Below are 25,889 nucleotides of genomic sequence, written 5' to 3' on the forward strand. Positions count from 1 at the left end.
TATCGCAGAATCGGCCTGCGCGGCGCATCGCCGAGGACGGGCGGCCGCTCTGGCGTTCTCATACTTTTCACAGGGAAGCGTGTCGGTTTGTTACAATGAACCAAACGTCCCAAGGTGACCATCATGTTGCGCACATCTTCCCGCCTGAAACTCCTGTCGCTGTGCTTCGCTGCTCCCGCTTTCGCTGCCTATTCCGGCCTCGCCGCGGCGCAAACCCAGCAGCAGGTCCAGCAACAAGCCCAGCAGCCAAGCCAGCGTCCCAGCCAGGCACCGCCCCAGCTCGAACGCATCGAACCGGGCAGCGATGTGCCAGCCACCACGATTCCGCCGCGCGAACGCACCCGCATCACCGAAAAACGGGGCAATGACGGCATGGTCACCGAGGTGGAAGTGCAAAGCGGAAAGAGCCGCTACATCATGAAACCGAATGTCGCGCCAGGCAATGCCCAACCCGGCGACGCCCAGAGCAGCGCCATCCGCGCTCCCCAATGGCAGGTCATGGAATTTGACATCGGCAATCCGAAGAAACAGGCTCCCGACCCGGCCACCGCCGCCCCATCGCCGGCTCCGGCCCGCGCCGGCGTGCCGCCGCGCGCCGATGCGCCGCCGCCGCCGCGCCTGGAACCGGTCGAGAAAAAATAATCCCGGGGCTGGCGCCCCTCACCATCTCCGCTAGCACATGGCAGTTTTCACCGCGGTCTCGCTGGACGACCTTTCCCAGTGGATCAAGCAGTTCCCCCTGGGCGAGGTCCGCGCCCTCGAGGGCATTTCTTCCGGCATCGACAACAGCAATTTTTTCCTCACCACCGAGTGTGGGGACTATGTCCTGACCATCTTCGAAAACCTGCGTGTCGAGCAGCTGCCCTTCTACGTGCAGCTGATGCGCCACCTGGCCGAGCGCGGCATCCCGGTACCGGCGCCGGTGCCCACCCATGCGGGCGAACTGGTGGTCACCCTGCACGGCAAGCCCGCCATCATCGTCAGCCGCCTGAGCGGCGCCTCGCAGCTGGCGCCGGGGCCGACGCATTGCGCCGAAGTCGGCCGCCTGCTGGCGCGCATGCACCTGGCCGCACGCGACTTCCCGCTGGCGCAGCCGAACCTGCGCGGCCTGGACTGGATCAGCGCCACCGCGCCCACGGTCATGCCCTTCCTGTCCGCGCCCGAGGCCGCGCTGTTGCGCGCCGAGGTGGCCTTCCAGCAGGACTTCGCCGCCAGCGCCACCTATGCCGCGCTGGCGCGCGGGCCGGTGCACGCCGACCTGTTCCGCAATAACGTGATGTTCGAAGGCGAGCGCCTGACCGGCTGCTTCGATTTTTATTTCGCCGGGGTCGACACCTGGCTGTTTGACGTGGCCGTCACCGTCAACGACTGGTGCGTCGACCTGGCCAGCGGCACCCTCGACGCGGCCCGCGTGCGCGCCCTGCTCGACGCCTACCATGCGGCGCGTCCGTTCACGCCGGCGGAAAGCGTGGCCTGGCTGCCGCTGCTGCGCGCTGGCGCGCTACGCTTCTGGCTGTCGCGCCTGTACGACCTCCATTGCCCGCGTGCGGCGGAACTGCTCACGCCCCACGACCCCACCCATTTTGAACGCATCCTGCGCGCGCGCATCGAGCACGGCGCGCCGGAGCTGCCCACATGAATTCGATTCCCGCCATCACCGGCTGGCACTGGCTCAAGCAAGGCGCCAGCCTGTTCCGCCAACAACCGGCTGCCCTCACCACCCTGCTGTTCGCGAATATCCTGATCAGCATCGGGATCAGCGCCGTGCCCCTGCTCGGGCCGATGGCCGCGGTGATCCTGATCCCCTCGTTCTCGATGGCCTTCATGAAGGCCTGCCTGATGATCGAGAACGGCGAACGGGTCACGCCGGCCGTGCTGCTGACGGGCTTCCGCCAGCCGGTGCTCAAGTCGCTGTGCAAGGTGGGACTGGTCTACCTGGGTGTGTCGCTGCTGATGGCGCTGGTCACGCGCTTCACGATCGATCCGGGCTTCTGGGAACAGATGGCGCGCCAGGGACGCGAAGGGGGCCAGCCGCAGGTGGCCGGCTCCGACGTGCTGGCGATGATGCTGATCTTCGCCCTCGACGTGGCGGCCCTGATGGCGCTGAGCTTCGCCGCGCCGCTCACCTACTGGCAGAAGATGGGGCCAGGCAAGGCCATCTTCTACAGCTTCTTCGCCGTGGTGCGCAGCGCGCGCGTGTTCATCGTGCTGCTGCTGGCCTGGTTCGCGATCTTCTTCGGCATCACCATCGTCATCACGCTGCTGCTGGGCGCATCGAACATGACGCGGGTGGTGATCATGTGGCTGATCTTCCTGTTCGTGCTGCTGCTGCAGTGCGCGATGTATGCCGGGTACCGGCAGATCTTCGGCAAGCCGGCCGACGATGCGCGCGCCGGTGGCGTCGACCTGAGCAAGTAGGTGGGGGGCTCATGTCGGGCATGGCCCGGAATGACGGGGCGGCCACGCGTTCAAATCACCTGTGAATTGAATCGGCGCAGCTGCTCGTTGGCTGGTTGAACGCGTGGGCGGCAAAGCCGCCCACCCTACGATCAACGGCCAACCCGCTCCAGCTTCGCGATCGACAGGTCGAGCACCTTCATCCCGGCCGAACCGAAGTTGATCTGGGCGCGCGCCGCGCCCGCCCCGCCCTCGATATTCACGATCACGCCTTCGCCGAACTTGGCGTGCGCCACCGTCTCGCCCACGCGCCAGCCGGAGCCATTGCCCGACTTCTGGGTGATCTGCTGGGCGATCTTGTTGTCGGAACCGTCGCGGAAGGCCGCGTCGTCCCAGGCCGTGGTCTGCTTGCGTCCGGCGAACCAGTTGGTCTGCACGCGCGGCGACAGCCATTTCAGCGACTCTTCCGGCAACTCGTCGAAGAAGCGCGACTTCATGTTGAAGCGGGTCTGGCCGTGCAGCATGCGCTGCTGGGTAAAGCTCATGTACAAACGCTTGCGCGCGCGCGTGATCGCCACGTACATCAGGCGCCGTTCCTCGTCCACCCCGTCGAGCTCGCGCGCACTGCTCTCGTGCGGGAACAGGCCTTCTTCGAGGCCGGTAATGAAGACCGCGTCGAACTCCAGGCCCTTGGCCGAGTGCACCGTCATCAGCTGCAGCGCATCCTGGCCGGCCTGGGCCTGGGCGTCGCCCGCCTCCAGCGAAGCGTGGGTGAGGAAGGCCGACAAGGGCGACATCACATTGGCCAGCGGCGCGTCGGAGTCGAGGATCTCGATGCCGTCCTGGTTGACGATCGCCTCGCCCGCCTGGGGCAGTGCCGGCGGCCCGAGATGGGCCGGCGCGCCCTGGCCAAAACCTTCTTCCTGCACGAACTGGGTGGCCGCGTTCACCATCTGCTCCAGGTTCTCGATGCGGTCGGCGCCCTCTTTCTCGTTCTGGTAGTGCAGCAACAGGCCGCTGCGCTCGAGCACCACGCGCACCAGTTCCGGCAGCGGCAGCTGCTGGGTCTCGAAGCGTGCCGATTCGACCAGCTTGACGAAGTTGCCCAGCGAGCTGCCGGCCTTGCCCGTCATGTAGGGCACGGCCGCGTACAGCGAGATGCCGTAGCTGTCGGCCGCCATCTGCAGCTGCTCGATCGAGCGCGCGCCGATGCCGCGGGTGGGAAAGTTCACCACGCGCAGGAAAGCCGAATCATTGTGCGGATTGTCCATCAGCTGCAGGTAGGCGATGGCGTGCTTGACCTCGGCGCGCTGGAAGTAGCGCAGGCCGCCATACACGGTATACGGCAGGCCGGCCGCGAACAGCGCGTGCTCGATCACCCGGCTCTGGGCGTTGGAGCGGTACAGGATCGCGATCTCGCTGCGCGCCATGCCCTCGTTCATCAGGCTCTTGGCTTCCTCGATGATCCACTGCGCCTCTTCCAGGTCGGACGAAGCCTCGTACACGCGCACCTGCTCGCCCTGCCCCGCGTCGGTACGCAGGTTCTTCCCCAGGCGCTTGGTGTTGTTGGCGATCAGGTAGTTGGCCGAGTCGAGGATGTGGCCATAGGAGCGGTAGTTCTGCTCCAGCTTGATCAGGTTCTTGACGCGGAACTCGCGCTCGAAGGCCTGCATGTTGCCGACGTTGGCGCCGCGGAAGGCATAGATGCTCTGGTCGTCGTCGCCCACCGCGAAGATGGCGCCGCCGCCTTCCTCATCGTGGCCGGCCAGCAGTTTCAACAAGTTGTACTGCAGGTCGTTGGTATCCTGGAACTCGTCCACCAGGATGTGGCGGAAGCGCATCTGGTAATGGTGGCGCAGCGGACCGTTCCTGGCCAGCAGCTCGTAGGAACGCAGCAGCAGTTCGGCGAAATCGACCACCCCCTCGCGCTGGCACTGGCCCTCGTACAGTTCGTAGAGCTCGATCATGCGGCGCTCGATCGGGTCGTTCGGTTCCAGCCGGTTCGCGCGCAGGCCCTGCTCCTTGGCGTTGTTGATGAAGTACATCAGCGCCTTGGCCGGGTATTTTTCGTCGTCCACGTTGTGCGCCTTCAGCATGCGCTTGATGAGCGACAGCTGGTCCTGCGAATCGAGGATCTGGAAGGCTTGCGGCAGCGCGGCGTCCTTGTAGTGGGTGCGCAGCAGGCGGTTGCACAGGCCGTGGAAGGTGCCGATCCACATGCCGCGCGTATTAATCGGCAGCATCGAGGACAGGCGCGTCAGCATCTCCTTCGCCGCCTTGTTGGTGAAGGTCACCGCCATGATGCCGGCGGGCGACACCTGCCCGGTCTGGATCAGCCAGGCGATGCGGGTCGTCAGCACGCGCGTCTTGCCGGAACCGGCGCCGGCCAGGATCAGCGCGCTCTGCGACGGCAGGGTGACGGCGGCGAGCTGTTCGGGATTGAGCTTATGGAGGAGATTCTGCATCCGGCCATTATAACGCCGGGATTACTGTATGCCCATCCAGCCTCGCGCACACGGCTCAGCGGCCGGCCGAACGCGTGCTCGGGTATTCGGGCAGGCCGTCGTCGGTGCGCATCCAGTCGAGCCGGCTGCGTACGAAGGTATGGTCGCCGGGCGGCACCTGTTCCGGATCGTCGAGGGTCGCACTGGCGATATCGAGTTCCTCCGGCCAGCGCGCGTCCTCGAAGGTCAGGGTGGTGCCGCACAGGGGACAAAAGCCGCGCAGCACATGCGCGCTCGAAGCGAAACGCGCCGGTTCGCCCTTGGTGAAACGGAAATCGGCGCGGCGCGCGCTGAACCAGGCCAGCGCGGGCGCGCCGGATACCCTGCGGCAGTCGCTGCAGTGGCACAGGGTGCTGTTGAAGGTCTCGCCGCTCACGACGTAGCGAACGGCGCCGCAGAAACATCCTCCCTCCAAATGCATGTCGGTCTCCTTTCAGGCGCTCAACATCGGGCTCTTCAGTATAAACGGCCCATCCTTTCGCGCGCCGCCCGATTGTCTTTTCGCTTATTTTAACCAGAGATTCGCGACAGATCGCGTGGCCCGCAAGACCATGAGTTCATGAAGTCCGCTTGCGCATGCCCAGTCCTGGGCCAGACTTGTCCGGTGTGTGGAGCGGCTTCTAGCCAAAGGAGATTTCATATGTTGAACCGCGTAGTTACCGTTGCCGCGCTCGCCGTCGGCGGCATGATGCTGTCCAAGAAACTGAAACAGAACCGCAGCGGCTATGGTGCCAGCTCGTCGGTATCGGAGTCGATCGAGATCAACGTCCCGGTGCGCACCGCCTACAACCAGTGGACCCAGTTCGAAGACTTCCCGCAGTTCATGAAGAGTGTCAAGGAAATCCGCCAGCTCGACGACAAGCACCTGCACTGGCGCGCCAACGTGGCTGGCGAAGAGAAGGAATGGGATGCCGAGATCACCGAGCAGATCCCCGACAAGCGCATCGCCTGGCGCAGCGTCACCGGCGTCAGGAATGGCGGCGTCGCCACCTTCCACAAGATCTCGGACAACTGCTGCCGCGTCATGGTCCAGATGGACTATGAAACGGAAAACGCCGTCGAGTCCATTGGCGACGCGATGGGCGCCGTGCGCATGGAACTGCGCGGCAACCTGCAGAACTTCAAGGAACTGCTCGAGAAGCGCGGCTCGGAAACCGGCGCCTGGCGCGGCAAGATCGCACAGCACTAAGTTGATCCGCCTGGCCCGCGCGGCCAGGCAGAGCCTGGCGCACTTCGCGGCGCCAGGCTTTTTTCATGGGCGGCAGGCGCCGCCGCATGCACGGGACAGGATCAGTAGACCACGACCGAGCGGATCGACTCGCCCGACTTCATCAGGTCGAAACCCTCGTTGATGCGCTCGAGCGGCAGGTGGTGGGTGATCAGGTCGTCGATATTGATCTTGTTTTCCATGTACCAGTCGACGATCTTCGGCACGTCGGTGCGGCCGCGCGCGCCGCCAAAGGCCGAACCCTTCCACACCCGGCCCGTCACCAGCTGGAACGGGCGGGTCGAGATTTCCTGGCCGGCCGCCGCCACGCCGATGATGATCGACTGGCCCCAGCCCTTGTGGCAGCACTCCAGCGCCTGGCGCATGGTGGTGACGTTGCCCACGCACTCGAAGCTGTAGTCGGCGCCGCCGTCGGTCAGCCCGACGATGGCGTCGACCACGTTCTCGACATTGGTCGGGTTGATGAAATGGGTCATGCCGAACTTGCGCGCCATTGCTTCGCGTTCCGGGTTCAGGTCGACGCCGATGATTTTATCGGCGCCGACCATCTTCGCCGCCTGGATCACGTTCAGGCCGATGCCGCCCAGGCCGAACACGACCACGTTGGCGCCCGCCTCCACCTTCGCCGTGAAGATCACGGCGCCGATGCCGGTGGTGACGCCGCAGCCGATGTAGCAGATCTTGTCGAAGGGCGCGTCCGAACGCACCTTGGCCAGCGCGATCTCCGGCACCACGATGTAGTTCGAGAAGGTCGAGGTGCCCATGTAGTGGTACAGGGGTTTGCCGTCCAGCGAAAAACGGGACGTCGCGTCGGGCATCAGGCCGCGACCCTGGGTAGAGCGGATCGCCTGGCACAGGTTGGTTTTTTGCGACAGGCAGAACTTGCACTGGCGGCATTCCGGCGTGTACAGCGGAATCACGTGGTCGTCACGGCGCAGGCTGGTCACGCCCGGGCCGACGTCGACCACCACGCCCGCGCCCTCATGCCCCAGGATGGCCGGGAACAGGCCTTCCGGATCGGCACCTGACAGCGTGTAGTAGTCGGTGTGGCAAATCCCGGTGGCTTTCACTTCGACGAGCACCTCGCCCGCCTTCGGGCCTTCGAGCTCGACTTCCTCGATCGTGAGCGGATGGCCCGCCTTCCATGCAACTGCTGCCTTGGTCTTCATGTGTATCCTTCCTGAACCAGAACGTGGCGCGGCAAGCATGCCGCGCCGCCAAGTTTGACATCATAACAAGGAACGGTCGGATACGACGCTCCCCGCTTTCCAGCGCACCGTTCAAATTTTGTATGCACGAGTTCTCACTTTTGACATAGACTTGTTTCACCGCAGATGTATGTATGCGGCATAAAAATCCGCGTACGACGCCGCCAGAGCCTCGACGCGACAACAAGTACTTACACGGAGAATCGTAATGGCAGACAAGAACACTCGCAGCTCTTCCCTCCAGGCCTGCCTGGCAGCCATGCTCGCCGCCGGCATATTCGGCCAGGCGCAGGCCGCGGCGCCCGACACCACCCGCGTCATCGTCGCCTTCAAGCCGGGCGCCGCGGCCAAGGTCAAATCGCTGGTGGCCGCTTCGAAAGGCGCGGTCAAGCACGAGATCTTCGGCATGAACGCAATGGCGATCGAGGTGCCGGCAGTGGCGCTGAAGGGGCTCGAGAACAACCCGAACGTGGAGTACATCGAAGAAGACGTGGTGCGCAGGCCCTTCGCCCTGACCAGCCCTTCCACCGGCACGCCCTACCAGAGCGGCCAGCTGGTCCCCTACGGCATCAAGCAGGTGCAAGCCGACCAGCTGCCGGACAGCGTGGCCGCCAACCGCAAGCTGTGCATCATCGACTCGGGCTACGACCGCAACCACGAAGACCTGTCCGCCAACAGCGTCACCGGCGAATACGACGCTGGCACCGGCTGGTGGTACACCGACGAGAACCACCACGGCACCCACGTGGCGGGCACCATCGCCGCCATCAACAACAGCGGCACCGGCGTGGTCGGCGTGAACCCGAACCGCCAGCTCAAGCTGCACATCGTGAAGGTGTTCGGCAAGGATGGCTGGGCCTATTCCTCGACCCTGACCTCGGCCGCCAACAAGTGCGGCGCGGCCGGCGCCAACGTGATCAGCATGTCGCTCGGCGGCGGACGCAAGAGCACCACCGAGCAGCGCGCCTTCGACAGCCTGTATTCCAAGGGCGTGCTGAGCATCGCCGCCGCCGGCAACGATGGCAACAGCGTGGTCTCCTACCCGGCCGGTTATACCAGCGTGGTGATGGTCGGCGCGGTCGACGAGAACAAGCAGTGGGCCAGCTTCTCGCAGTACAACAGCAAGGTCGAACTGGCCGGCCCGGGCGTGGGCGTGCTGTCCACCGTGCCGATGGGCGGCGGCCAGGAAGCGGTACTGAACGTCGGCGGCGTGGCCTACGTGGCGGGCGCCATGGAAGGCTCGCCGGTGAAGACCGCCACCGCGCCGCTGGCCGACTTTGGCCTGGGCGACAAGGTCAACACGGCCGTCTCGGGCAAGGTCTGCCTGATCCAGCGCGGCACCGTGGACTTCGCGGTCAAGGTCAGCAACTGCCAGAACAGCGGCGGCGTCGGCGCGATCGTGTACAACAACGTGGCCGGGGCCTTTGGCGGCACGCTCGGCACCACCGTCACCAGCATCCCGTCGGTGACCGCCACCGATACCGATGGCACGGCGATGAAGGCGCAGCTGGGCCAGAGCGCGACGGTCGGCATCCAGGCCACCAGCTACGCCTACTACGACGGCACCTCGATGGCGACGCCGCACGTGTCGGCGGTGGCGGCCCTGGTGTGGAGCTACTACCCGAGCTGCACCGCCGCCCAGATCCGCAGCACGCTCACCAAGAGCGCGCTCGACCTGGGCCCGGCCGGCCGCGACACCAAGTACGGTTTCGGCCTGGTGCAGGCCAAGGCCGCGCGCGACCGCATCGCGTCGCTGGGCTGCGGTAACTGATCCGGGTATCGCGCGGCCCGGCCCCTCAGGCCTGGCCGCCGCCGGCCGGTTGCCCCGGCCGGTTGCCCCGCCCCGGCGCATCCAGCGCCAGGCGCATCGCGCATTCCATCCGTCCGGGCACACCCGGCATCGAATACGCCTCCCCCAGTATGCTGAAACCCGCGCGCCGGTACAGCGCCAGCGCCGCCGCATTGGCGCAGTTCACGCCCAGGCCCACGGTACGGGCTCCGCGGTCCCGCGCCCAGCCAAGGGCGGCCGCCAGCAGTCCAGCCGCCATGCCCTGCCCGCGCCATTCGGGCGCCACCCACATCTGGTACAGGTTGACGGTGCCAGGATCGTCGTCATCGACCCTGGCCCACAGAAGTCCGGCCAGCGTCCCCGGCCGGCCAGGCGCTTCGGCCGCCAGCGGACAGTCGATGCCGGAGACGCTTGCCTGCGCCAGGCGAGCGGCCCAGTCTTCCGGCGGGCGCGCCAGCGCTTCGTCCAGCGTGGCGCCGAAGGCCTCCGGCGCGTCTTCCAGTGCGCGCAGGCGCAGCGCCCGGTAGGCCTGCCAGTCGCCGGGCGCCAGCCGGCGCACCAGTGCCTCTGCGCTCAAGGCGCGGCGAGCAGCGCGCGGCCCTTGGCGGCGTAGCCTGCCGCCTTCGGCGCGTCGGTCCAGGCCGGGCGCACCGGGTTGTCGGCGATGTCGTACATGCCCTGGGCCAGCATGCGCGTCACGCGCGCCATGTTGTCGTAATCGAGCTTGTCCCAGGTATCGTCCTTGCCGTGGTAGTCGGGGAAGCCGTACGCCACCGACAGCGTGTGCGCCGGCACGCCGGCATCGGCCAGCGACTGGTTGTCGGCGCGGCCGAAGAACTGGTCGCTGAAGGAGGCATGCTTCCACAGGCGGATGCCGGTCTGCTCGGCCGACTTCTTCAGCATCTCGCCCACGGTGGAAAAATCGAATCCGGTCATCGCGACCGAATTGAGCTGCTGGCCTTCGCTGTCGTCGGTGCGGCCGGTCTGCTCGAGGTTGATCATGGCCACCGTATCCTTCAGCGGGAACACCGGATGGCGCGCATAGTACTTCGATCCCAGCATGCCCATCTCCTCGCCCCACAGGGTCATGAAGACCATGCTGCGGCGCGGACGCTCCTTGCGCGCGGCCAGCGCTTCGGCCGCGCCAATCACCGAGGCCACGCCGCTGGCGTCGTCGTTCGCGCCGTTGTAGACCTCGCCGTTGCGGATGCCGACATGGTCATGGTGGGCCGTCATCAGCACATAGCTGTTCTTCAGCGAAGGATCTGAACCGCGCAGCACGCCGACCACGTTGCGCAGCTTGACCGAACGCAGCGCCACGGCCGCCACCCGCGCCGTCACGCTGGCGCCACCCTTCTCCAGCGCGGCCGCGGCATCCGCCGCATGCAGCACCAGCACCTGCGGCGCGCCCTTCACCGCGGGCTGCTCGGGATTGACCAGCCAGCCGCCGGTGCCGGCGCCGTGGCGCTTCTCGCGGTCGATCATGATGACCAGGGCCGGCTTGCTCCTCAGTTTTTCCTGCAGCTGGCGGACGGCGCCCGGCACCGGCGCGGCCGGCACCACCAGCACCTTGCCGTTGGCGGCCTCGCTGTTTTCCAGCGCTTCCTTCCAGCCCATGTAGACCGCCGGCGTGGAGGCCAGCGACACCGCGTCCAGGAAGCCTCCGGTCGCGCCACCGGCCGGCACCGTGACGGTGCTGCCACCCGCGCTCACGCTCAGGCTCACGTCTTCCGGCTTGCGCTCGGCGTACTGCCAGTGCGCGGTCTGGAAGTAGCCGTCGTCGCCGGCCGGCTCCAGCCCCGCCTTGCGGAACTGGGCGGCGATGTAGTCGGTGGCCAGGTCCTGGCCGCGCGAGGGCGTGCCGCGGCCTTCCAGTTCGTCCGAGGCGAGGTACTTGACGTGGGCGCGCAGGGCGTCCGGAGCGATGCTGGACAGGTAGGCGCCTGCCGCGACCGGGGCGGTGGCCGGGCTGGTGGCGGCGGTCGGAAGCTGGGTGCAGCCGGCGGCGGCCAGCGCGAGGACGAGGGCGGAAAGGTGAAGACGCATGCGTTTGCTTTCGAGTGAATGGCAAGAAAGGCAATATCGCATGGCGCCCCACGCCCGGTCAATCCGCGCCGGGCAGAATCGGATGCATATGCGTGGCCATGCTCACGGCGCGGCGCGCAAGCGCGCGTCCAGGTCCTGCTCGTCGGGCGGATTGGCGAATACCTGCTGCAGGGTCCAGCCCTTCCTGTCGAGCAGGTAGGCCACCTTCAGGTGGAACTCGCGGTACAGGCCGCTCCTGTCGTGGTCGAGCGCCCAGGTGCCGAGCGCGAACAGGTCGCGGTTGGCGTCGAAGTCGAAGTCGCCGGCCTTGCCGACATAGTCCGCATAGCCTTCCAGCAGCCAGCGTGGATAACGCAGCATGACGGTGCGGCCGAAAGCGCGCGACACGTCGACGTGGGTGATCTCGTGCGCGATGAAGTAGGACAGCGGCCGCTCGGCCGCGTCGGCCAGCGGCCGGTCTCCCGGCGGAAGGATGCGGTTGGCGGGGATGTCGGAAGCGCGGATGAACACCTGCCGGGTGAGCCAGACGTCGGCCGCGCCGCCCATGCGCGCGTGAAAATGGCGGCCGTACAGCCACAGGCGCCAGTCGTCGTTGCAGAAGAAGATCTCGACCGGGACCGCGCGCGCGTGCAGCGACGAGGTGCGCAGGCGCCGCGTCACGTCGTCCAGCACGTCCGTGATCTCGCCCGGGATCGGCCGGTCCGACCAGACATGGTAGTTCTGGTAGGTGCTGCGATACGCGAACGCCGGTTCTGGAAAGGCGCATATCACCATGTACAGGCTGGCCGCGGCCAGCAGGCCGGCCAGGCAGGTTTTCAGGAAGCCCGCAATGGCGCGGCCGGGACGGATGGCAGGTCGGGTCAAGATCGTTCTCGCGGTATGGCGCGCCAGCGGGATGCCGGTGCGCGACAGGCGCAACTTACTGGACCAGTCTTATCGAAAGCTTAATGGCGCACGCGCCGGTCCGCGCGTGGCGCAGAATATGCGGGCCGCGTAGGATTCAGTCGTCTTCCCAGGATGCGCGCGGCGTCTTCGGCGCGCGCCGCTGGATCTTGCCCTGGGTCGTGAAACCGATCAGGCGCGCCACCACCGCCGCCAGGTACATCACGCCGACCAGCATCTCGATGCTGCACAAGGCGCGCGCATGCACGGTCAGCGGAATCACGTCACCGATGCCGGTGCTCGACAGCAGCGCGAAGCTCAGGTAATTCAGTTCGCTCCAGGTGCGCGGCGCGCCCGCGTTGACGGCGGCGGCGAAGGTGCCCGGCTGGAGTTCCTGCACCATCAGGTACAGGTGGGTGAAGCCCCAGGCCAGCAGGGTGAAGGTGGCGCCGGCGGCGAACAGTTCATCGGTGGTGGCCTGGCGGTCGCCCATCATGTAGGCGATCAGGCTGCCCGCGGCATAGAAGTAGAACAGGGCTTCCAGGGCGGACGACCAGGCCAGCAGGGTGCTGCGCAGGTCGAACACGCTCTGCAGCAGCAGCAGGATCACGATCGGCACGGCGAGCGCGATGCTGACCCGGGTCTCGCCCGGCGTGCGCCGCACCATACGGATGGTCAGCGCCAGCACCAGCACGCCGAACACGTTGAGCACCCCGTGCCCGGCCGGCTCGCCTTCGATGAAGGGATACAGCAGCATGCCGAGCAGCTGCACCAGCAGCAGGATGGCGGAAGGGTGGCGGCTGGTATGGATGAGCAGGCGCAGGGGTCGCATCGGTGCTCCGTCGGCGAGATAGAAGCGCCTATTGTATGCAATCTGCCCGGTGGCGGCAGGCCGCTCAGCCGGCGTGCGCGATGGCGCGCCGCGCCGCCTTCCCGGCCAGCGCCGGGGCGGCCCGCGCCGGTTCTTCCTCGGCCAGGCGGAACACCGCCACCAGCTCGCCGAGGCGCCCCGCCTGCTCCTGCATCGAGGCGGCGGCCGCTGCCGCTTGTTCCACCAGGGCCGAATTCTGCTGGGTCACCTCGTCCATGTGGGCGATCGCGCCATTCACCTGTTCGATGCCTCCGCTCTGCTCGGCGGTGGCGGCGCTGATCTCGGCCACCACGCCGGTCACGCGGCGCACGCTCTCGACCACTTCCTGCATGGTGGCGCCGGCCTGGGCCACCAGCGCGCTGCCGGAATCGACCCGTTCAACCGAGGCACCGATCAGGGCCTTGATTTCCTTGGCAGCCGCGGCCGAGCGCTGCGCCAGGCTGCGCACTTCGCTCGCGACCACGGCGAAGCCGCGTCCCTGCTCGCCCGCGCGCGCCGCCTCCACCGCCGCATTCAGGGCCAGGATGTTGGTCTGGAAGGCGATGCCGTCGATGACGCCGATGATGTCCACCACGCGCCGCGAGGAATCGTTGATGGCGCCCATGGTCTCGACCACCTGGGCCACCACTTCGCCGCCGCGCACGGCCACGCTGGAGGCGGCCGTGCTCAGGCCGTTCGCCTGGCGCGCATGGTCCGCGTTCTGGCGCACGGTGGAGGTCAGTTCTTCCATCGACGAGGCGGTTTCCTCGAGCGAGGAGGCCTGCTGCTCGGTACGGCGGGACAGGTCCTGGTTGCCGGCATTGATCTCGGCCGACGCGGTGGCGATGGCATCGGTGGCGCTGCGCACCTGGCTGACCACGGCGGCCAGGCTGTCGCGCATGCCGCGGATCGCGAACAGCAGGCTGCCGCGGTCCTTCGGGTCGGTCTCGATCCGCACCGCCAGGTTGCCGGCGGCGATCTGGCCCGCCACCTCGGCCGCGTAGCCCGGCTCGCCGCCAAGCTGGCGCAGCAGGCCGCGGGTGATCACGGTGGCGGCGACGGCGCCGGCCAGCAGGGCCAGTACGCCGAGCGCCAGCAGCGCATTGCGGCTCGCCGCATAGGTTTGCACCGCGCCCTCGTAGGTGGCCTGCATGCTGCCGCCCAGGTGCGAGATCAGGTCGTTGGAGGCGATGAAAGTGCTGCTCTGCAGCTTGCGCGCGGGGCCCAGCAGGTGGGCGATGGCCGCATCGCGCTCGCCGGCCGCGTGCAGGCGCAGCACCTGGTCGAGCGCGCCGATGTACTGGACGTAGGCGGCCTTGTAGGCCTGCAGCTTGCCGGCGCCGGCGCCGGAACCGACGCTGGCCGCGAGCTGGGCGAACATCGCGTCGCTGTCCTTGCGGGCGCTGGCGATGGTCGCGAAATTCTTCTTGTCGGATTCCTCGCTGCTCACCAGGAGCAGGTCGCGTACGGTGCGCGCGGTACGGTTGATGCGGTCGGCCAGTTCCTGGGCCACCACCACCTTCGGGTAGGCGTCGAGCGCCATCGCACGGGTATCCTCATGGAGCGTGCCGAGCTTGGCGATGCCGACGCCGATCATGGCCAGCAGCAGCACCAGTACCAGGGCAAAACCGAGGGCCAGCCGGGTACCTACCTTCATGTGTGTCATTGGATTCTCCGATGCCGCGGAAGAGGGCCGGATGCGCCGGCCAGGGCGGCGGCGGTGGCGTCATCGGCCGTGAATGATAAATACGAGTCGCTGCATTATACAATTTTTCCTATGAGAAATAAGCAGCGGAGAGGCTGGCTGTTTCTTTGACGCAACTGCCGCGCCGGCGACCGCATCCGCCCCGCCCTCCTCTATAATGTTCGTTTCGCATCCTTTTACGACGCCACCACATCATGGAACTAGCCAAGTCTTTCGAGCCCGCAGACATTGAACAATACTGGCGCGCCGAGTGGGAAAAGCGCGGTTATTTCACCGCCACCATGGAGGACGGCAAGCCGTCGTTCAGCATCCAGCTGCCGCCGCCGAACGTGACGGGCACCCTGCACATGGGCCATGCCTTCAACCAGACCGTCATGGACGGCCTGACCCGCTACTACCGCATGCGCGGCTACAACACCGCCTGGGTCCCGGGCACCGACCATGCCGGCATCGCCACCCAGATCGTGGTGGAGCGCCAGCTCGACGCGCAAAAGATCTCGCGCCACGACCTGGGCCGCGAAGCCTTCGTCGAGAAGGTCTGGGAATGGAAGGAAAAGTCGGGCAATACCATCACCGGCCAGATGCGCCGCATGGGCACCTCGCCCGACTGGACCCGTGAATACTTCACGATGGACGAGACGCGCTCGAAAGTGGTGGCGGAAGTCTTCGTGCGCCTGTACGAACAGGGCCTGATCTACCGCGGCAAGCGCCTGGTCAACTGGGACCCGGTGCTGGGCACGGCCGTGTCGGACCTCGAAGTCGACTCGCAGGAAGAAGACGGCTCGATGTGGTACATCACCTACCCGCTCGCCGACGGCTCGGGCCACCTGACCGTGGCCACCACCCGTCCGGAAACCATGCTGGGTGACGTCGCCGTGGCGGTCGATCCGACCGACGAGCGCTATACCCACCTGCACGGCAAGCTCCTGAGCCTGCCGCTGACCGGGCGCCAGATCCCCGTCATCGCCGACAGCTACGTGGACAAGGAATTCGGCACCGGCTGCGTGAAGATCACCCCGGCCCACGACTTCAACGACTACGCGGTCGGCCAGCGCGCCGGCCTTGCGCCGATCAACATCTTCACGCTGGACGCGAAGATCAACGAAAACGGCCCGGCGCAGTACCAGGGCCTGGACCGCTTCGCCGCGCGCAAGCAGATCGTCGCCGACCTCGACGCGCAAGGCCTGCTGGCCGAGGTCAAGCCGCACAAGCTGATGGTACCGCGCGGCGACCGCACCAACGTCGTGATCGAGCCGATGCTCACCGACCAGTGGTTCGTCGCCATGAGCAAGCCGGCGCCGGAAGGCACGTTCAACCCGGGCAAGTCGATCACCGACGTGGCGCTGGAAAAGGTCGCGAACGGCGAGATCAAGTTCGTGCCGGAGAACTGGACCACCACCTACAACCAGTGGCTGGGCAACATCCAGGACTGGTGCATCTCGCGCCAGCTGTGGTGGGGCCACCGCATCCCGGCCTGGTACGCGGACGACGGCCAGATCGTGGTCGCGCGCACGGAAGAAGAAGCACAGGAAAAGGCCAGGGCCGCCGGCATCACGGGCGCGCTGCGCCGCGACGACGACGTGCTCGATACCTGGTTCTCCTCGGCCCTGGTGCCCTTCTCGACCATGGGCTGGCCGGAGCAGACGAAGGACATGCAGCACTTCCTGCCGTCCTCGGTGCTGGTGACCGGCTTCGACATCATCTTCTTCTGGGTCGCCCGCATGGTGATGATGACGACCCACTTCACCGGCAAGGTGCCGTTCGAGACCGTGTACGTGCACGGCCTGGTGCGCGATAGCCAAGGCCAGAAGATGTCGAAGTCGAAGGGCAATACGCTCGATCCGATCGACCTGATCGACGGCATCGACGTCGAGTCGCTGGTGGCCAAGCGCACCACCGGCCTGATGGACCCGCGCGCGGCGGAGAAGATCGCGAAAGCCACCCGCAAGGAATTCCCGGAAGGGATCCCGGCCTTCGGCACCGATGCCGTGCGCTTCACGATGGCGAGCTACGCTTCGCTGGGCCGCAACATCAACTTCGACCTGGGCCGCTGCGAAGGCTACCGCAACTTCTGCAACAAGCTGTGGAACGCGACCCGCTTCGTGATGATGAACACCGAGGGCAAGGACTGCGGACAGCCGAACGCCGAAGACCTGTCGCCGGCCGACCGCTGGATCGTCTCCCTGATGAACCGCGTGGAACTCGACATCGCCAAGGGCTTTGCCGACTACCGCTTCGACAACATCGCAAGTTCGATCTACAACTTCGTCTGGTACGAGTACTGCGACTGGTACCTGGAACTGGCCAAGGTCTCGGTGCAGCAGGGCACGGAAGCGCAGCAGCGCGCCACCCGCCACACCCTGCTGCGCGTGCTGGAAGTGGTGTTGCGCCTGGCGCACCCGATCATTCCGTTCGTGACCGAATCGCTGTGGCAGGCGATCGCGCCGCTGGCCGGCAAAGGGTCGGGCAAGGACGGGGACTCGATCATGGTCCAGCCCTACCCGCTGGCCGACACCTCGCTCGTGAGCGAGGAGGCGGAAGCCTGGATGGAGCAGCTCAAGGCCCTGGTGGACGCCACCCGCAACCTGCGCGGCGAGATGTCGCTGTCGCCGTCGGTGCGCGTGCCATTGATCGTGGAGCCGGGCAACGAGGCGGACCGCGCCCGCATGGCGGCCTTCGCGCCCTACATCCAGTCGCTGGGCAAGCTGGCGGAAGTGCAGATCGTGGACGCGTTGCCGGAGTCGCCGGCAGCCGTGTCGATCGTCGGCACCACCAAGCTGATGCTGAAGGTCGAGATCGACGTCGCCGCCGAGCGCGAGCGCCTGTCGAAGGAGATCGCGCGCCTGCAGGGCGAGATCGCCAAGGCCAGCGGCAAGCTGTCCAACGAGAGTTTCGTTGCGCGCGCCCCGGCCGCGGTGGTGGAGCAGGAAAGGGAACGCGTCGCCAGTTTCTCGGCGACGCTGGCCAAGATGCAGGAGCAGCTGGCGAAATTGCCGGCAGCCTGAATCGACTGACAGCGCGGCCTTGGCCCGATGCCAGTCACCTGGGAGCTACCGCTCATCCGTAGGGTGGGCGGCTTTGCCGCCCACGCGGTCAAACCGCGGTACTGTAGCCCGTGCGACTGTTCGTACCACAACGATCACCGCGTGGGCGGCGTAGCCGCCCACCCTACGATACACCTTCACTGACTGGCATCGGGCCTTGGCCGCGTTCCTTACATCCCGGCCACCTTGCCGGATGCAGATGCGGCGCGCAGCTTGTCCACCGCGTCCACCACCGCCGTATGCGCCGCCTCGCAGCGCAGCTTCGCCATCTGCTGCAGGCTCATGCGCTTGCCGATTTCCTCCGCCACCAGGTAGCCCAGGTAGTAGCCGCGGCGCGCCGGCAGGCCGGTGCTGTCGCCACGGCCCTGGAACAGGCCGGCCTTGGCGAGCGCATCCTCGCTCTCCAGTTTTGCGTGCAGGTCGTCGAACGCGCGGCCCAGTTGGCGCCGGGTGTCGGCGACCAGGTTGCGCGGCACGTCGAGCAGCAGCTGGGAGTTGTCCGCGTCCGGGTGCATGCGCTTGGCCACATAGGTGGCCAGGCCTTCAGCCCAGAGCGAGGTCCATACCGGCCGCTTGTCGCGCGGGCAGCCCATGTCGTGGTAGTCGTGGAACAGCTCGTGGTGGAAGAACGCGGCCTCGTCGCCCTCGCCATGGTACTTGACCATCGCATCGGCGCCGAAGATGAAGTACACCTTGCCGTCGATGGTACGGGTGCCGCCATCCATCTCGCCCAGCGAGTGCAGGAACCAGACATCGGTGGTGGCCGGATAATCCGGGAAGGTGGCCCGGAAGCTGGCGATGTGCCCCGGCAGCTCGCCGGCGAAGCGTTCCACTTTCCTGACATAGGCCTCGCGCATGGCCGGGAACTCGGCGTAGGCGTTCGCCAGGGCGGCGTCGTACTGGGCCTGGGTACGCTGGCCATGGAAGCGCGCGATGCCATAGAAGCCCGGGAAGCGCGTGGCGACCGTCTCCTTGAAGTCCTGGATGAAGGCCCCCTCCGGCTTGCCGGCGTTGCGGTCGAACACGGTGGCAAAGGTGCTGGCGAGGTCGTGCACCTTGGGCGCCGGCCCGGCGGCGGCCGCGGAGCTGGCCGACAGCGCGGCGAAGATCAGGGGAAGCAGTGTTTTCATGGTCGTTCCGGTTGGGATGGAAAGGTAATCAGTTCGCTGTCGCATGCGCGCTGCGCAGGCGCTCGACCGCCGCCACCACCACCGGGCGGACGTCCTCGCAGGGCAGCCTGGCCATCTCCTGCAGGCTCATCGTGCGGCCCACTTCTTCCGCCACCAGCATCCCGAGATAGTAGCCGCGCCGGGCCGGCATGCCGGTCTGGTCGCCCCGGCGCAGGAACAGGCCGCTGTAGGCGTCCTGATCGGTGCTGTCCAGCTTGGCGTACAGGTCGTCGAGCGCGCGTTTCAGCTGCTTGCGGGTGTCGGCCGCCATGTTGGGCGGCAGGTTCAGCATCATCTCGTCCTCGCTGGTGCCGGGGTTGAGCTGCCTGGCCGCGTGGCTGGCCATGCCTTCCTGCCACAGCGAGGCCCACACCGGCCATGTCTTGCATTGCATCGGCTGGTAGTCGTGGAACAGCTCGTGGTGGAAGAAGAAGGCATTGGCATACTTGCCCCCGCTCCTGGACATCATGTCCGCGCCGAAGATGAACACCAGCTCGCCGTCCAGGCGGCGCTTGCCGCCGTCCATCTCGCCCAGCGAGTGGATGAACCAGAGATCGTTCTTCGCTTCGTAGTCCGGGAACAGGCGGCGGAAGCTGGCGATCTGGCCCGGCAGCTCCTGCTTGAAGCGGGCCACCTTGTCGAGGTAGGTCTCGCGCAGCGCCGGGAACGCCGCCCGCGCCGCCAGGATCTCGGCGTCGCGCTGCGCCTCGGTCTTGTTGCCCTCGTAGCGCCCGACACCATAGAAAGCCGGGAATTTTGCCGCCACGCTGGTCTTGAAGTCGCGCAGGAAGGCCTCGTCCGGCTTGCCCACGTTGCGCGCCCACACGTCGGCGAAGGGGCCGGCCAGGTCGTGTACGGTCATCACGGGTGGCAGGGAGGGCGTGCCGGCATGGGCGGCGCCGGCGGCCAGCAGGGCAGTGAGCAGAGCAGCCAGCAGCAGCGAGGGAATGCGGGAAAGGCGCTTCACGGTCTTGGATCCTCAACGAAAAAGCGGCATTGTATCGGCATCAAAATGACGAGATGTCATCAAAATGTCGCAACATTGTCAAGACAGCCGATCCGCGCGTCCGTGGCAATTCGAAGACATCCTCGGATTCGGCGAAGCACCAAGCGGGCACTGTTTGCTACACTCTGCAATACCAATAACGATTCTGGAGACACCAAGATGCGACAACTGATGAAAGCGGGCCTGGTTGCCATGATGTTCGCGATGCCGGCGGCATGGGCGCAAAGCACCTCGGCGGCGGGCACGTGGAGGACGATCGATGACGAAACCGGCAAGGCGAAGTCGCTGGTGCGCATCACCGAGGACAATGGCGTCCTCACCGGCAAGATCGAAAAGCTGTTCCGTCCCGCCGACCAGGACCAGAACCCGAAGTGCACCGCCTGCGAAGGCGCGCGCAAGGACCAGCCGCTGATCGGCATGACCATCCTGTCCGGCCTGAAGAAGGACGGCAACGAGTACACCGGCGGCGAGATCCTCGATCCGGCCAAGGGCAAGACCTACAAGAGCAAGGCGACCCTGAAGGACAACGGCAGCAAGCTCGAAGTGCGCGGCTACATCGGCGCGCCGATGTTCGGCCGTTCGCAGACCTGGGTCCGCGAACAGTAATCCCCCGGGCGGCCTGCGGGCCGCTTTTTTTTCGCATGTCCCTTTCCCAGGCCTACCTCTGCCTCGCCTTCGCCATCGTGGCCGAGGTGATCGGCACCACCGCGCTCAAGGCGGCCGACGGCTTCACGCGGCCCGTCCCCAGCCTGGTCACGGCGGTCTGCTACGCCATTTCCTTCTACCTGCTGAGCCTTTGCCTGAAGGTGCTGCCGACCGGGATCGCGTATGCGATCTGGTCGGGCGTGGGCATCGTCCTGATTTCCACCATCAGCTGGTTCGTCCATGGCCAGCGGCTCGACTGGCCGGCCATCGCCGGCCTCGGACTGATCATCGCGGGCGTGGCCGTCATCAACCTGTTCTCGAAAAGCCTCAGCCACTGAAGAACGGGCCGCCCGCCCTTCAATCTGCCTGCTTGCGCAGGAACGCCGGTATGTCGTACGCCGCGACGGCGCCATGGCGGGCTTCGAACGCCCCCTTCGCGACCGCCGCCACGCGCCGTCCGAGCTCGCCGGGCTGGCGGCGCCTTGCGCCGATGCCGCCGATCCGCTTCAGCAGGCGCAGTGCCAGACTGTCGCGGTGGAAGCAGGCGTGCAGGGCCGCGATAAAGCACAGCAGCAGCTCGCGCACCGGGAAGCCCAGTTCCGCCAGCGCGCGCAGTTCCGCCAGCACCGAGGCCGGCAGCGCATCCTCGACGTCGGCGAACGTGGCGGGGCCGGCCCCGCCGTGCAGCGCGGCGGCGTGCGTGGCCAGGAACACCCGCAGCTGCCCACGGTAGAGGAAAGGATCGCCCTCGTTGCTCCTGCGCAGGAAGGCTGGCCGCTCGTAGTCCTCGACCCCGTTGCGCAGCATCGCCTGCACCTGCCCGGCCGCGCTCTCGCGCCGCCACACGGCCGGCTGCCGTGGACCCGCCTCGCGCGCCACGCTGCCCATGCCGCTGCTGCCCGCGGCCAGCATCTGCGGCACCGCGCGCAGCAGCGGCATGGTGGCCGGACGCTGGTCCCCGGCCCGTTCCTTCACCAGGAGATAGCTGGTCGTGTCGCTGACCAGGCCATGGCGCATGGCCAGCGCGTGCCGCTCCGGCGCCGGCAGCGTCTCCAGGCGCTGCGCGGCGGCGAGGCGGGCCAGGGTGTCGCCCTCGACCGGGTCGCCGTCGAACACCAGCGCCTGCTCGCACGCCCTGCCTTCGCCATCGGTCCAGGCCAGCAGCGCGCTGCCTGGCGGCATATCGGCGAAGCCCGCCAGCGCATGGACCGTTTCGCCACTGAAGACAACGCTGCCCGGGGCGGTTTGCCACGCGCCAGGCCCGTCCCAGGCCACGCTCACCGCGCGCGCGGGCGCCTGGCGCATGCGCACGAACATGCGCAGCACCGCGGCCTGCACCTCCTCGTTGGCGCCGACCAGTTCGCAGGCGCCGCCGGTGTCCCTGGCCAGCCGCTGCAACAGGCTGGCGGCGGGCGCCGCGCCGACGCCGACCGCGAAAATGCGATGCCCGCTGCGGGCGGCGCTCGCTACCAGCGGGTCGGTGTCCCACACGCTGCCGTCGGTCACCAGGAGGATGTCCGCCTCGACCGGCTGGCCCAGCGCGATGGTGGACAGCAGGGCCTCGCGCAGCTCCGTATTGCCCATGTCGGCGCGGGTGCCGGCGATCCAGTCGCTGGCCTCGCGCACGCTGCGCGCCGTGGCCGGCAGCAGGGTATGGCTGTGGTGCGCCACCCGGCTGCCGAAACGGCTGTAGCTGAAGCGGTCGTCCGGACCCAGCCGGGCCAGGATCTCGTGCAGCGCCTTGCGCGCGCCCTGGATGCCGTCGCCGTTCATCGAGCCCGAACAGTCGACCAGGATCTTGAGCCGCAGCGGCAGTTCCGGGCCCGCGGACGGCGGCGCCGGGCAGAAGCTGGCCAGCGCCACGTAGCCATCGCCATCGCGGCCGAGCGTGGCGACCGGGCTGTCCGCCAGGCCGTCGACCAGCAGCACGAAGTCGCGGTCGAGCACCGCCGCCTGGCCCTGCGCCAGGCTGATGTCGAAATGTCCGTCCGCGTGGCGCGCCGCCAGCGCGTGCGAGGGCGAGCTGACTTCGCCACGGGCGAGCGGGCCATGCAGGCGCAGGGAGAGGCCGAACGCGTAGCTGGCGCGCACGTCCTGCAGCGGCACCTGGTGCAGGCGCAGGCGCGCCGCCGCCGGGTCACCGAAGCGCGGCGCCACCACGCTCGGCAGCGTGATGCGCACCTGGCCCTGGCGCAGCGACAGCAGCAGCGCATAGCGCAGGCGCACCACGGCGGTCTCGCGCGCCAGCAGGTTGCCGACATTGACCGTGTACAGGCCGTCGGTGGCGCGTTCCAGCAGCACGGCCGTGTCGCCCGCCTCCAGCGCGGCTTCGTAGCGTGCTTCCGCGTCGGGCCGCTCGGCCACCCTGCCCTGCAGCCGGCGTCCGCCCAGTTCGAATTCCAGGCCGAGCAGGACCGCCCCCGGCGGCAGCGGGAAGCTGTACACGGCCTCGATGTTCACGCTGCCGGGATTCATATAGGCCTGCTCGATCGACACCTCGAGCAGCAGGCCATGCACGGTGCCCCGGGCCTGCACGGATTGCAGGACGGGCTGGCAGCCCGACGGGCGGCCGGCTTCGCGAAAGGCGGGGACGTTCTCGAGACAGCTGGGCGAAATGGCGCTCATGCTCATGGCTCCTGTTGCTGGATGTGTTCGAAGGCGGACAGGACGTCCGCGAAGAAGCGGCGCGCCTGTTCCGGCGTGAGTCCGGCGCGTGCGGGATCGAGGCTGACTTCGACGCCGTCGGCGAGCGCCATCCGGCTCCACACCTCGATCTCGCCATGGCGGCGCGGCGGCGGCGGCGCGTCACCGCCTGCCAGCAGTTCGCGGATGCGCTCGAGCGAAAGCCCGGCCTCGGACCAGCGGCGGATCTTCAGCAGCGTTTCCAGGTGGTGCTGGCTGTAGCGGGCCGCGCGCGTCTCGCCTTCCGGGCGGTCGAGCAGGCCGATCTGGATGTAGTAGCGCACGGTGCGCTTGCCGAGCGTCGTCAGGGCGCACAGCTCGTCCAGGGTGAAGCCAGGGCGGTCTTCAGTGTCCACGGGATCTCCGGTTCGTCGATTTATATACAGTAATTAATAACAGTGACACTGTCAATATAAATCGGTGGCACCGGCACAGGGCGCTGCCGGCTGGCCCTGGTCCGACAAGGCCCCTCCCGCGCGCCGCACGGGCGTCAGCTTCGCTATCCTGCCCTCACTGTTGCGTTACACGCACAAGCATCCGGAGTGAGAACCACCATGATCCTCTTGCGTCTCGCCTGCCTGTCGGCGGGCATGGCAGTGCTGGTCGTACCGCCTGCCCTGCTGTTCCCGAAAGGTGTCGGCTTCCACAGCATGGACAGCGCGGCCGCCCTGCCGGCGCCGCTGCTGCTGGCCGCGCTGAGCTTTTTCTTCATCGCGCTCAAGGTCCACCACGGCCGGCTCTCGCCCGCGCTCACCCAGCAGTGCGTGCAGCTGCTGCTGGCGCCCCTGCTGGCCGGCGTGCTGGCGTTGTGGATCAGCACTCAGCCGCTGGCCATGTGGATGAGTGCGGGATTGATCGGCTTTACGATGGTCGTGCTGGTGGCGCTGATCGCGCCCCTGCTGCAGGAACCGAGCGCGGGGCGGCTGCGTGCCCGCCGCCGTCCGCAGCTGGCAAGCCTGCGCTAGGACCGGGCCCGGCTGGCCCCCGGCGCCGCGGGAACTACAGCCAGCCGGCGTCGCGTGCCATGCGGTAGGCCTCGACCCGGTTGGCGGCACCCAGCTTGCTGATCGCCTCGGACAGGTAGTTGCGCACCGTTCCTTCCGACAGGTGTACCTGGCGCGCGATGTCGGCGCTGGCCCGCCCTTCCCCGGCCAGCCGCAGCACTTGCCGTTCGCGTTCGGTGAGCGGGTCGGCGCCGCCGCTCCAGCTCTCCAGCGCCAGCTCGGGCGCGATCGCCCTGCCGCCGCCGTGCACCGCGCGGATCGCGGCCGCCAGCGCGTCCACCGGCGCGTCCTTGAGCAGGTAGCCGCGCACGCCCGCTTCCAGCGCGCGCCGCAGGTAGCCGCTGCGCCCGAACGTGGTCACCACGATCACCTTCGCAGCCAGGCGCCGCTCCTGCAGCTGGGCCGCCAGCTCGAGCCCCGTCATCAACGGCATCTCGACGTCGGTCAGGACGATGTCGGGCCGCAGCCGCTCGCACAGGTCGAGGGCTTCGCGCCCGTTGGTGGCGGTGCCGACCACGTCGAAGTCGGCTTCGAGCCTGAGCAGCGCGGCCATCGCCCCCAGTACCAGGGCCTGGTCTTCGGCCAGCAGGATGCGGATCATCGGTGAGCTCCTTGAGGGATGGCGGCCGGCACCCGCAATTCGAGTTCGAGCCCGCCCTGGGCGCGCAGCGCCAGCCTGCCGCCGACCGAGGCGACCCGCTCGCGCATGCCGGACAAGCCGTTACCGTGCCGGATGTCGGCCTCGCTGCGCGCCTGGCCGTCGTCGGCGATGCGCAGCACGGCCAGGCCCTGCTCCAGCGCCAGCGACACGCGGCAGCGGCGCGCGCCGGCGTGGCGCACGATATTGGTGACGGCTTCGCGCAGGGCCAGCGCCAGCACGTTCTCGGCGGCCGGCGCCAGTTCCACGCGCTCGAGCTTTTCTTCCAGGCGCACGTCGGCCGCCGCCAGGCTGGCGCGCGCGCTCGCCAGCGCGCTGGCCAGGCCCTTTTCCCGGTAGCCGGTGACGGCCGCGCGCACCTCGGCCAGGGCCTGGCGCGCGCTGGCTTCGATGTCGGCGGCTTCACGCGCGCAGGCATCGGCGTCGCGGTGCGCCAGTTTGCGCGCCAGTTCCGCCTTCAGCGCGATCAGGGACAGCGAATGCCCGAGCAGGTCATGCAGGTCGCGCGAGATGCGTTCGCGTTCGGCGATGGTGGCCATGTGCTCGACCTCTTCCTGCTTGCGCACCAGCGCCTGGCGCGAGCGGCGCAGGCGCGCATCCATGACGGCGCCCACCCCCACCGGCAGGCCGGCGGTCAGGATCGGCATCAGGAACATGAAGCGCATGTTGCCCTCGGCCTGCAGCGAGACCAGCAGGCCGAACGCGATGACGGCACCGATCGCCAGCATGGCGTGCTGCATGCGCTCGATGCCGGCGGCCATGGCGCAGGCGAAGATGAAGAAGGTGGCCGCACCCGGGTGCCAGCGCACCCAGGCGGCGCCGAGCAGGCAGCCGGCCAGCATGCAGGCCCATACCTGCCAGCCGCGCGCCCAGTAGCTGGCGAGGTACAGGGGCAGGAACACGGCCAGCGTCAGGACCAGCATGGCCAGCTCCAGCGCGCCCGGCGTCACGTAGGCGTACTTCCAGCCCATGTAGGCAAGACTCAGCAGCCAGAAATACGGCATCCGGCCGTGCTCCGGCGGAAGCCATGGTCCTGCCAGCAGCTGACTGATCCTGTTCATGTCGCGGGAGC

The 25,889-nt window shown here is 67.6% G+C and carries 23 protein-coding genes; 9 read left to right on the forward strand and 14 right to left on the reverse strand.

The annotated features are described in order from the left end of the window. Positions 1-123: 123 nt before the first annotated feature. Genes LCI23_RS09450 through LCI23_RS09460 form a run of 3 tightly spaced genes read left to right on the forward strand, consistent with a single transcriptional unit; the run spans position 124 to position 2,418 of the window. Positions 124-642 (forward strand): hypothetical protein, encoded by a 519-nt coding sequence (locus LCI23_RS09450; protein ID WP_224946207.1) that lies wholly within the window; start codon positions 124-126, stop codon positions 640-642. Positions 643-679: 37 nt separating this feature from the next. Beyond that, positions 680-1,639: a homoserine kinase gene (locus LCI23_RS09455; RefSeq protein ID WP_224946208.1), complete on the forward strand. Its 960-nt coding sequence runs from the start codon at positions 680-682 to the stop codon at positions 1,637-1,639. Then, positions 1,636-2,418 (forward strand): BPSS1780 family membrane protein, encoded by a 783-nt coding sequence (locus LCI23_RS09460; protein ID WP_224946209.1) that lies wholly within the window; start codon positions 1,636-1,638, stop codon positions 2,416-2,418. The genes LCI23_RS09455 and LCI23_RS09460 overlap by 4 nt, the downstream gene beginning before the upstream one ends. A gap of 131 nt (positions 2,419-2,549) precedes the next feature. Here the strand turns inward: LCI23_RS09460 and LCI23_RS09465 are convergent, their stop codons facing one another. Next, positions 2,550-4,862, reverse strand: coding sequence for a UvrD-helicase domain-containing protein (locus tag LCI23_RS09465; RefSeq protein ID WP_224946210.1), 2,313 nt, complete (start codon positions 4,860-4,862; stop codon positions 2,550-2,552). A gap of 55 nt (positions 4,863-4,917) precedes the next feature. Further along, entirely contained in the window at positions 4,918-5,322 is a 405-nt protein-coding gene (locus tag LCI23_RS09470) for a GFA family protein (protein ID WP_224946211.1), read from the reverse strand. 219 nt (positions 5,323-5,541) lie between these two features. Between LCI23_RS09470 and LCI23_RS09475 the strand changes: the two genes are divergently transcribed. Beyond that, the gene (locus LCI23_RS09475) at positions 5,542-6,090 is read left to right on the forward strand and encodes an SRPBCC family protein (RefSeq protein WP_224946212.1); all 549 of its coding nucleotides are present in this window, start codon (positions 5,542-5,544) and stop codon (positions 6,088-6,090) included. Positions 6,091-6,191: 101 nt separating this feature from the next. On the opposite strand, the gene LCI23_RS09480 is transcribed toward LCI23_RS09475, so the two are convergent. Beyond that, positions 6,192-7,298 carry an S-(hydroxymethyl)glutathione dehydrogenase/class III alcohol dehydrogenase gene (locus tag LCI23_RS09480; RefSeq protein ID WP_224946213.1) on the reverse strand — a complete coding sequence of 369 codons (1,107 nt, stop codon included), beginning with the start codon at positions 7,296-7,298 and terminating at the stop codon, positions 6,192-6,194. Positions 7,299-7,545: 247 nt separating this feature from the next. On the opposite strand from LCI23_RS09480, the gene LCI23_RS09485 reads away from it, so the two are divergent. Beyond that, positions 7,546-9,108: a S8 family serine peptidase gene (locus LCI23_RS09485; RefSeq protein ID WP_224946214.1), complete on the forward strand. Its 1,563-nt coding sequence runs from the start codon at positions 7,546-7,548 to the stop codon at positions 9,106-9,108. 25 nt (positions 9,109-9,133) lie between these two features. On the opposite strand, the gene LCI23_RS09490 is transcribed toward LCI23_RS09485, so the two are convergent. The 5 genes from LCI23_RS09490 to LCI23_RS20635 form a co-directional block, all read right to left on the reverse strand. Then, the gene (locus tag LCI23_RS09490) at positions 9,134-9,703 is read right to left on the reverse strand and encodes a GNAT family N-acetyltransferase (RefSeq protein ID WP_224946215.1); all 570 of its coding nucleotides are present in this window, start codon (positions 9,701-9,703) and stop codon (positions 9,134-9,136) included. Beyond that, positions 9,700-11,172 carry a M28 family metallopeptidase gene (locus LCI23_RS09495; RefSeq protein ID WP_224946216.1) on the reverse strand — a complete coding sequence of 491 codons (1,473 nt, stop codon included), beginning with the start codon at positions 11,170-11,172 and terminating at the stop codon, positions 9,700-9,702. The genes LCI23_RS09490 and LCI23_RS09495 overlap by 4 nt, the downstream gene beginning before the upstream one ends. A gap of 102 nt (positions 11,173-11,274) precedes the next feature. Next, complete coding sequence (locus LCI23_RS09500; RefSeq protein ID WP_224946217.1) at positions 11,275-12,036, reverse strand: hypothetical protein; 762 nt, start codon at positions 12,034-12,036, stop codon at positions 11,275-11,277. Positions 12,037-12,172: 136 nt separating this feature from the next. After that, positions 12,173-12,886 carry an ion channel gene (locus LCI23_RS09505; protein ID WP_224946218.1) on the reverse strand — a complete coding sequence of 238 codons (714 nt, stop codon included), beginning with the start codon at positions 12,884-12,886 and terminating at the stop codon, positions 12,173-12,175. 64 nt (positions 12,887-12,950) lie between these two features. Next, a complete protein-coding gene (locus LCI23_RS20635; RefSeq protein WP_307727720.1) occupies positions 12,951-14,570 on the reverse strand; it encodes a methyl-accepting chemotaxis protein in 1,620 nt (539 codons plus the stop codon). A gap of 233 nt (positions 14,571-14,803) precedes the next feature. Here LCI23_RS20635 and LCI23_RS09520 point away from each other — a divergent pair, with 233 nt between their 5' ends. Beyond that, positions 14,804-17,614: a valine--tRNA ligase gene (locus tag LCI23_RS09520; protein WP_224946219.1), complete on the forward strand. Its 2,811-nt coding sequence runs from the start codon at positions 14,804-14,806 to the stop codon at positions 17,612-17,614. Between the two features lie 209 nt (positions 17,615-17,823). On the opposite strand, the gene LCI23_RS09525 is transcribed toward LCI23_RS09520, so the two are convergent. Then, the gene (locus LCI23_RS09525; RefSeq protein ID WP_224946220.1) at positions 17,824-18,783 is read right to left on the reverse strand and encodes a hypothetical protein; all 960 of its coding nucleotides are present in this window, start codon (positions 18,781-18,783) and stop codon (positions 17,824-17,826) included. 28 nt (positions 18,784-18,811) lie between these two features. Beyond that, on the reverse strand, positions 18,812-19,789 hold the full coding sequence (locus LCI23_RS09530; protein WP_224946221.1) for a hypothetical protein: 978 nt from the start codon (positions 19,787-19,789) through the stop codon (positions 18,812-18,814). Positions 19,790-19,987: 198 nt separating this feature from the next. Here LCI23_RS09530 and LCI23_RS09535 point away from each other — a divergent pair, with 198 nt between their 5' ends. Further along, positions 19,988-20,434 carry a DUF2147 domain-containing protein gene (locus tag LCI23_RS09535; RefSeq protein WP_224946222.1) on the forward strand — a complete coding sequence of 149 codons (447 nt, stop codon included), beginning with the start codon at positions 19,988-19,990 and terminating at the stop codon, positions 20,432-20,434. 35 nt (positions 20,435-20,469) lie between these two features. Beyond that, positions 20,470-20,811: a multidrug efflux SMR transporter gene (locus LCI23_RS09540; protein ID WP_224946223.1), complete on the forward strand. Its 342-nt coding sequence runs from the start codon at positions 20,470-20,472 to the stop codon at positions 20,809-20,811. A gap of 19 nt (positions 20,812-20,830) precedes the next feature. Here LCI23_RS09540 and LCI23_RS09545 read toward each other — a convergent pair whose 3' ends face one another. After that, on the reverse strand, positions 20,831-23,098 hold the full coding sequence (locus LCI23_RS09545; RefSeq protein ID WP_224946224.1) for a VIT domain-containing protein: 2,268 nt from the start codon (positions 23,096-23,098) through the stop codon (positions 20,831-20,833). Between the two features lie 2 nt (positions 23,099-23,100). Beyond that, positions 23,101-23,511: a MerR family transcriptional regulator gene (locus LCI23_RS09550; RefSeq protein ID WP_224946225.1), complete on the reverse strand. Its 411-nt coding sequence runs from the start codon at positions 23,509-23,511 to the stop codon at positions 23,101-23,103. A 198-nt stretch (positions 23,512-23,709) separates the two neighbouring features. On the opposite strand from LCI23_RS09550, the gene LCI23_RS09555 reads away from it, so the two are divergent. After that, positions 23,710-24,120: a hypothetical protein gene (locus tag LCI23_RS09555; RefSeq protein WP_224946226.1), complete on the forward strand. Its 411-nt coding sequence runs from the start codon at positions 23,710-23,712 to the stop codon at positions 24,118-24,120. Positions 24,121-24,154: 34 nt separating this feature from the next. Here the strand turns inward: LCI23_RS09555 and LCI23_RS09560 are convergent, their stop codons facing one another. Continuing rightward, positions 24,155-24,760, reverse strand: a complete 606-nt coding sequence (locus LCI23_RS09560; RefSeq protein WP_224946227.1) for a response regulator transcription factor — start codon at positions 24,758-24,760, stop codon at positions 24,155-24,157. Then, positions 24,757-25,878 carry a sensor histidine kinase gene (locus LCI23_RS09565; protein ID WP_224946228.1) on the reverse strand — a complete coding sequence of 374 codons (1,122 nt, stop codon included), beginning with the start codon at positions 25,876-25,878 and terminating at the stop codon, positions 24,757-24,759. Before LCI23_RS09565 ends, LCI23_RS09560 begins: the two co-directional genes overlap by 4 nt. Positions 25,879-25,889 lie beyond the last annotated feature (11 nt).

Origin of the sequence: Massilia sp. MS-15 (genome assembly GCF_020176695.1) — a bacterium.
Classification (GTDB): Bacteria; Pseudomonadota; Gammaproteobacteria; order Burkholderiales; family Burkholderiaceae_D; genus Telluria; species Telluria hydrophila.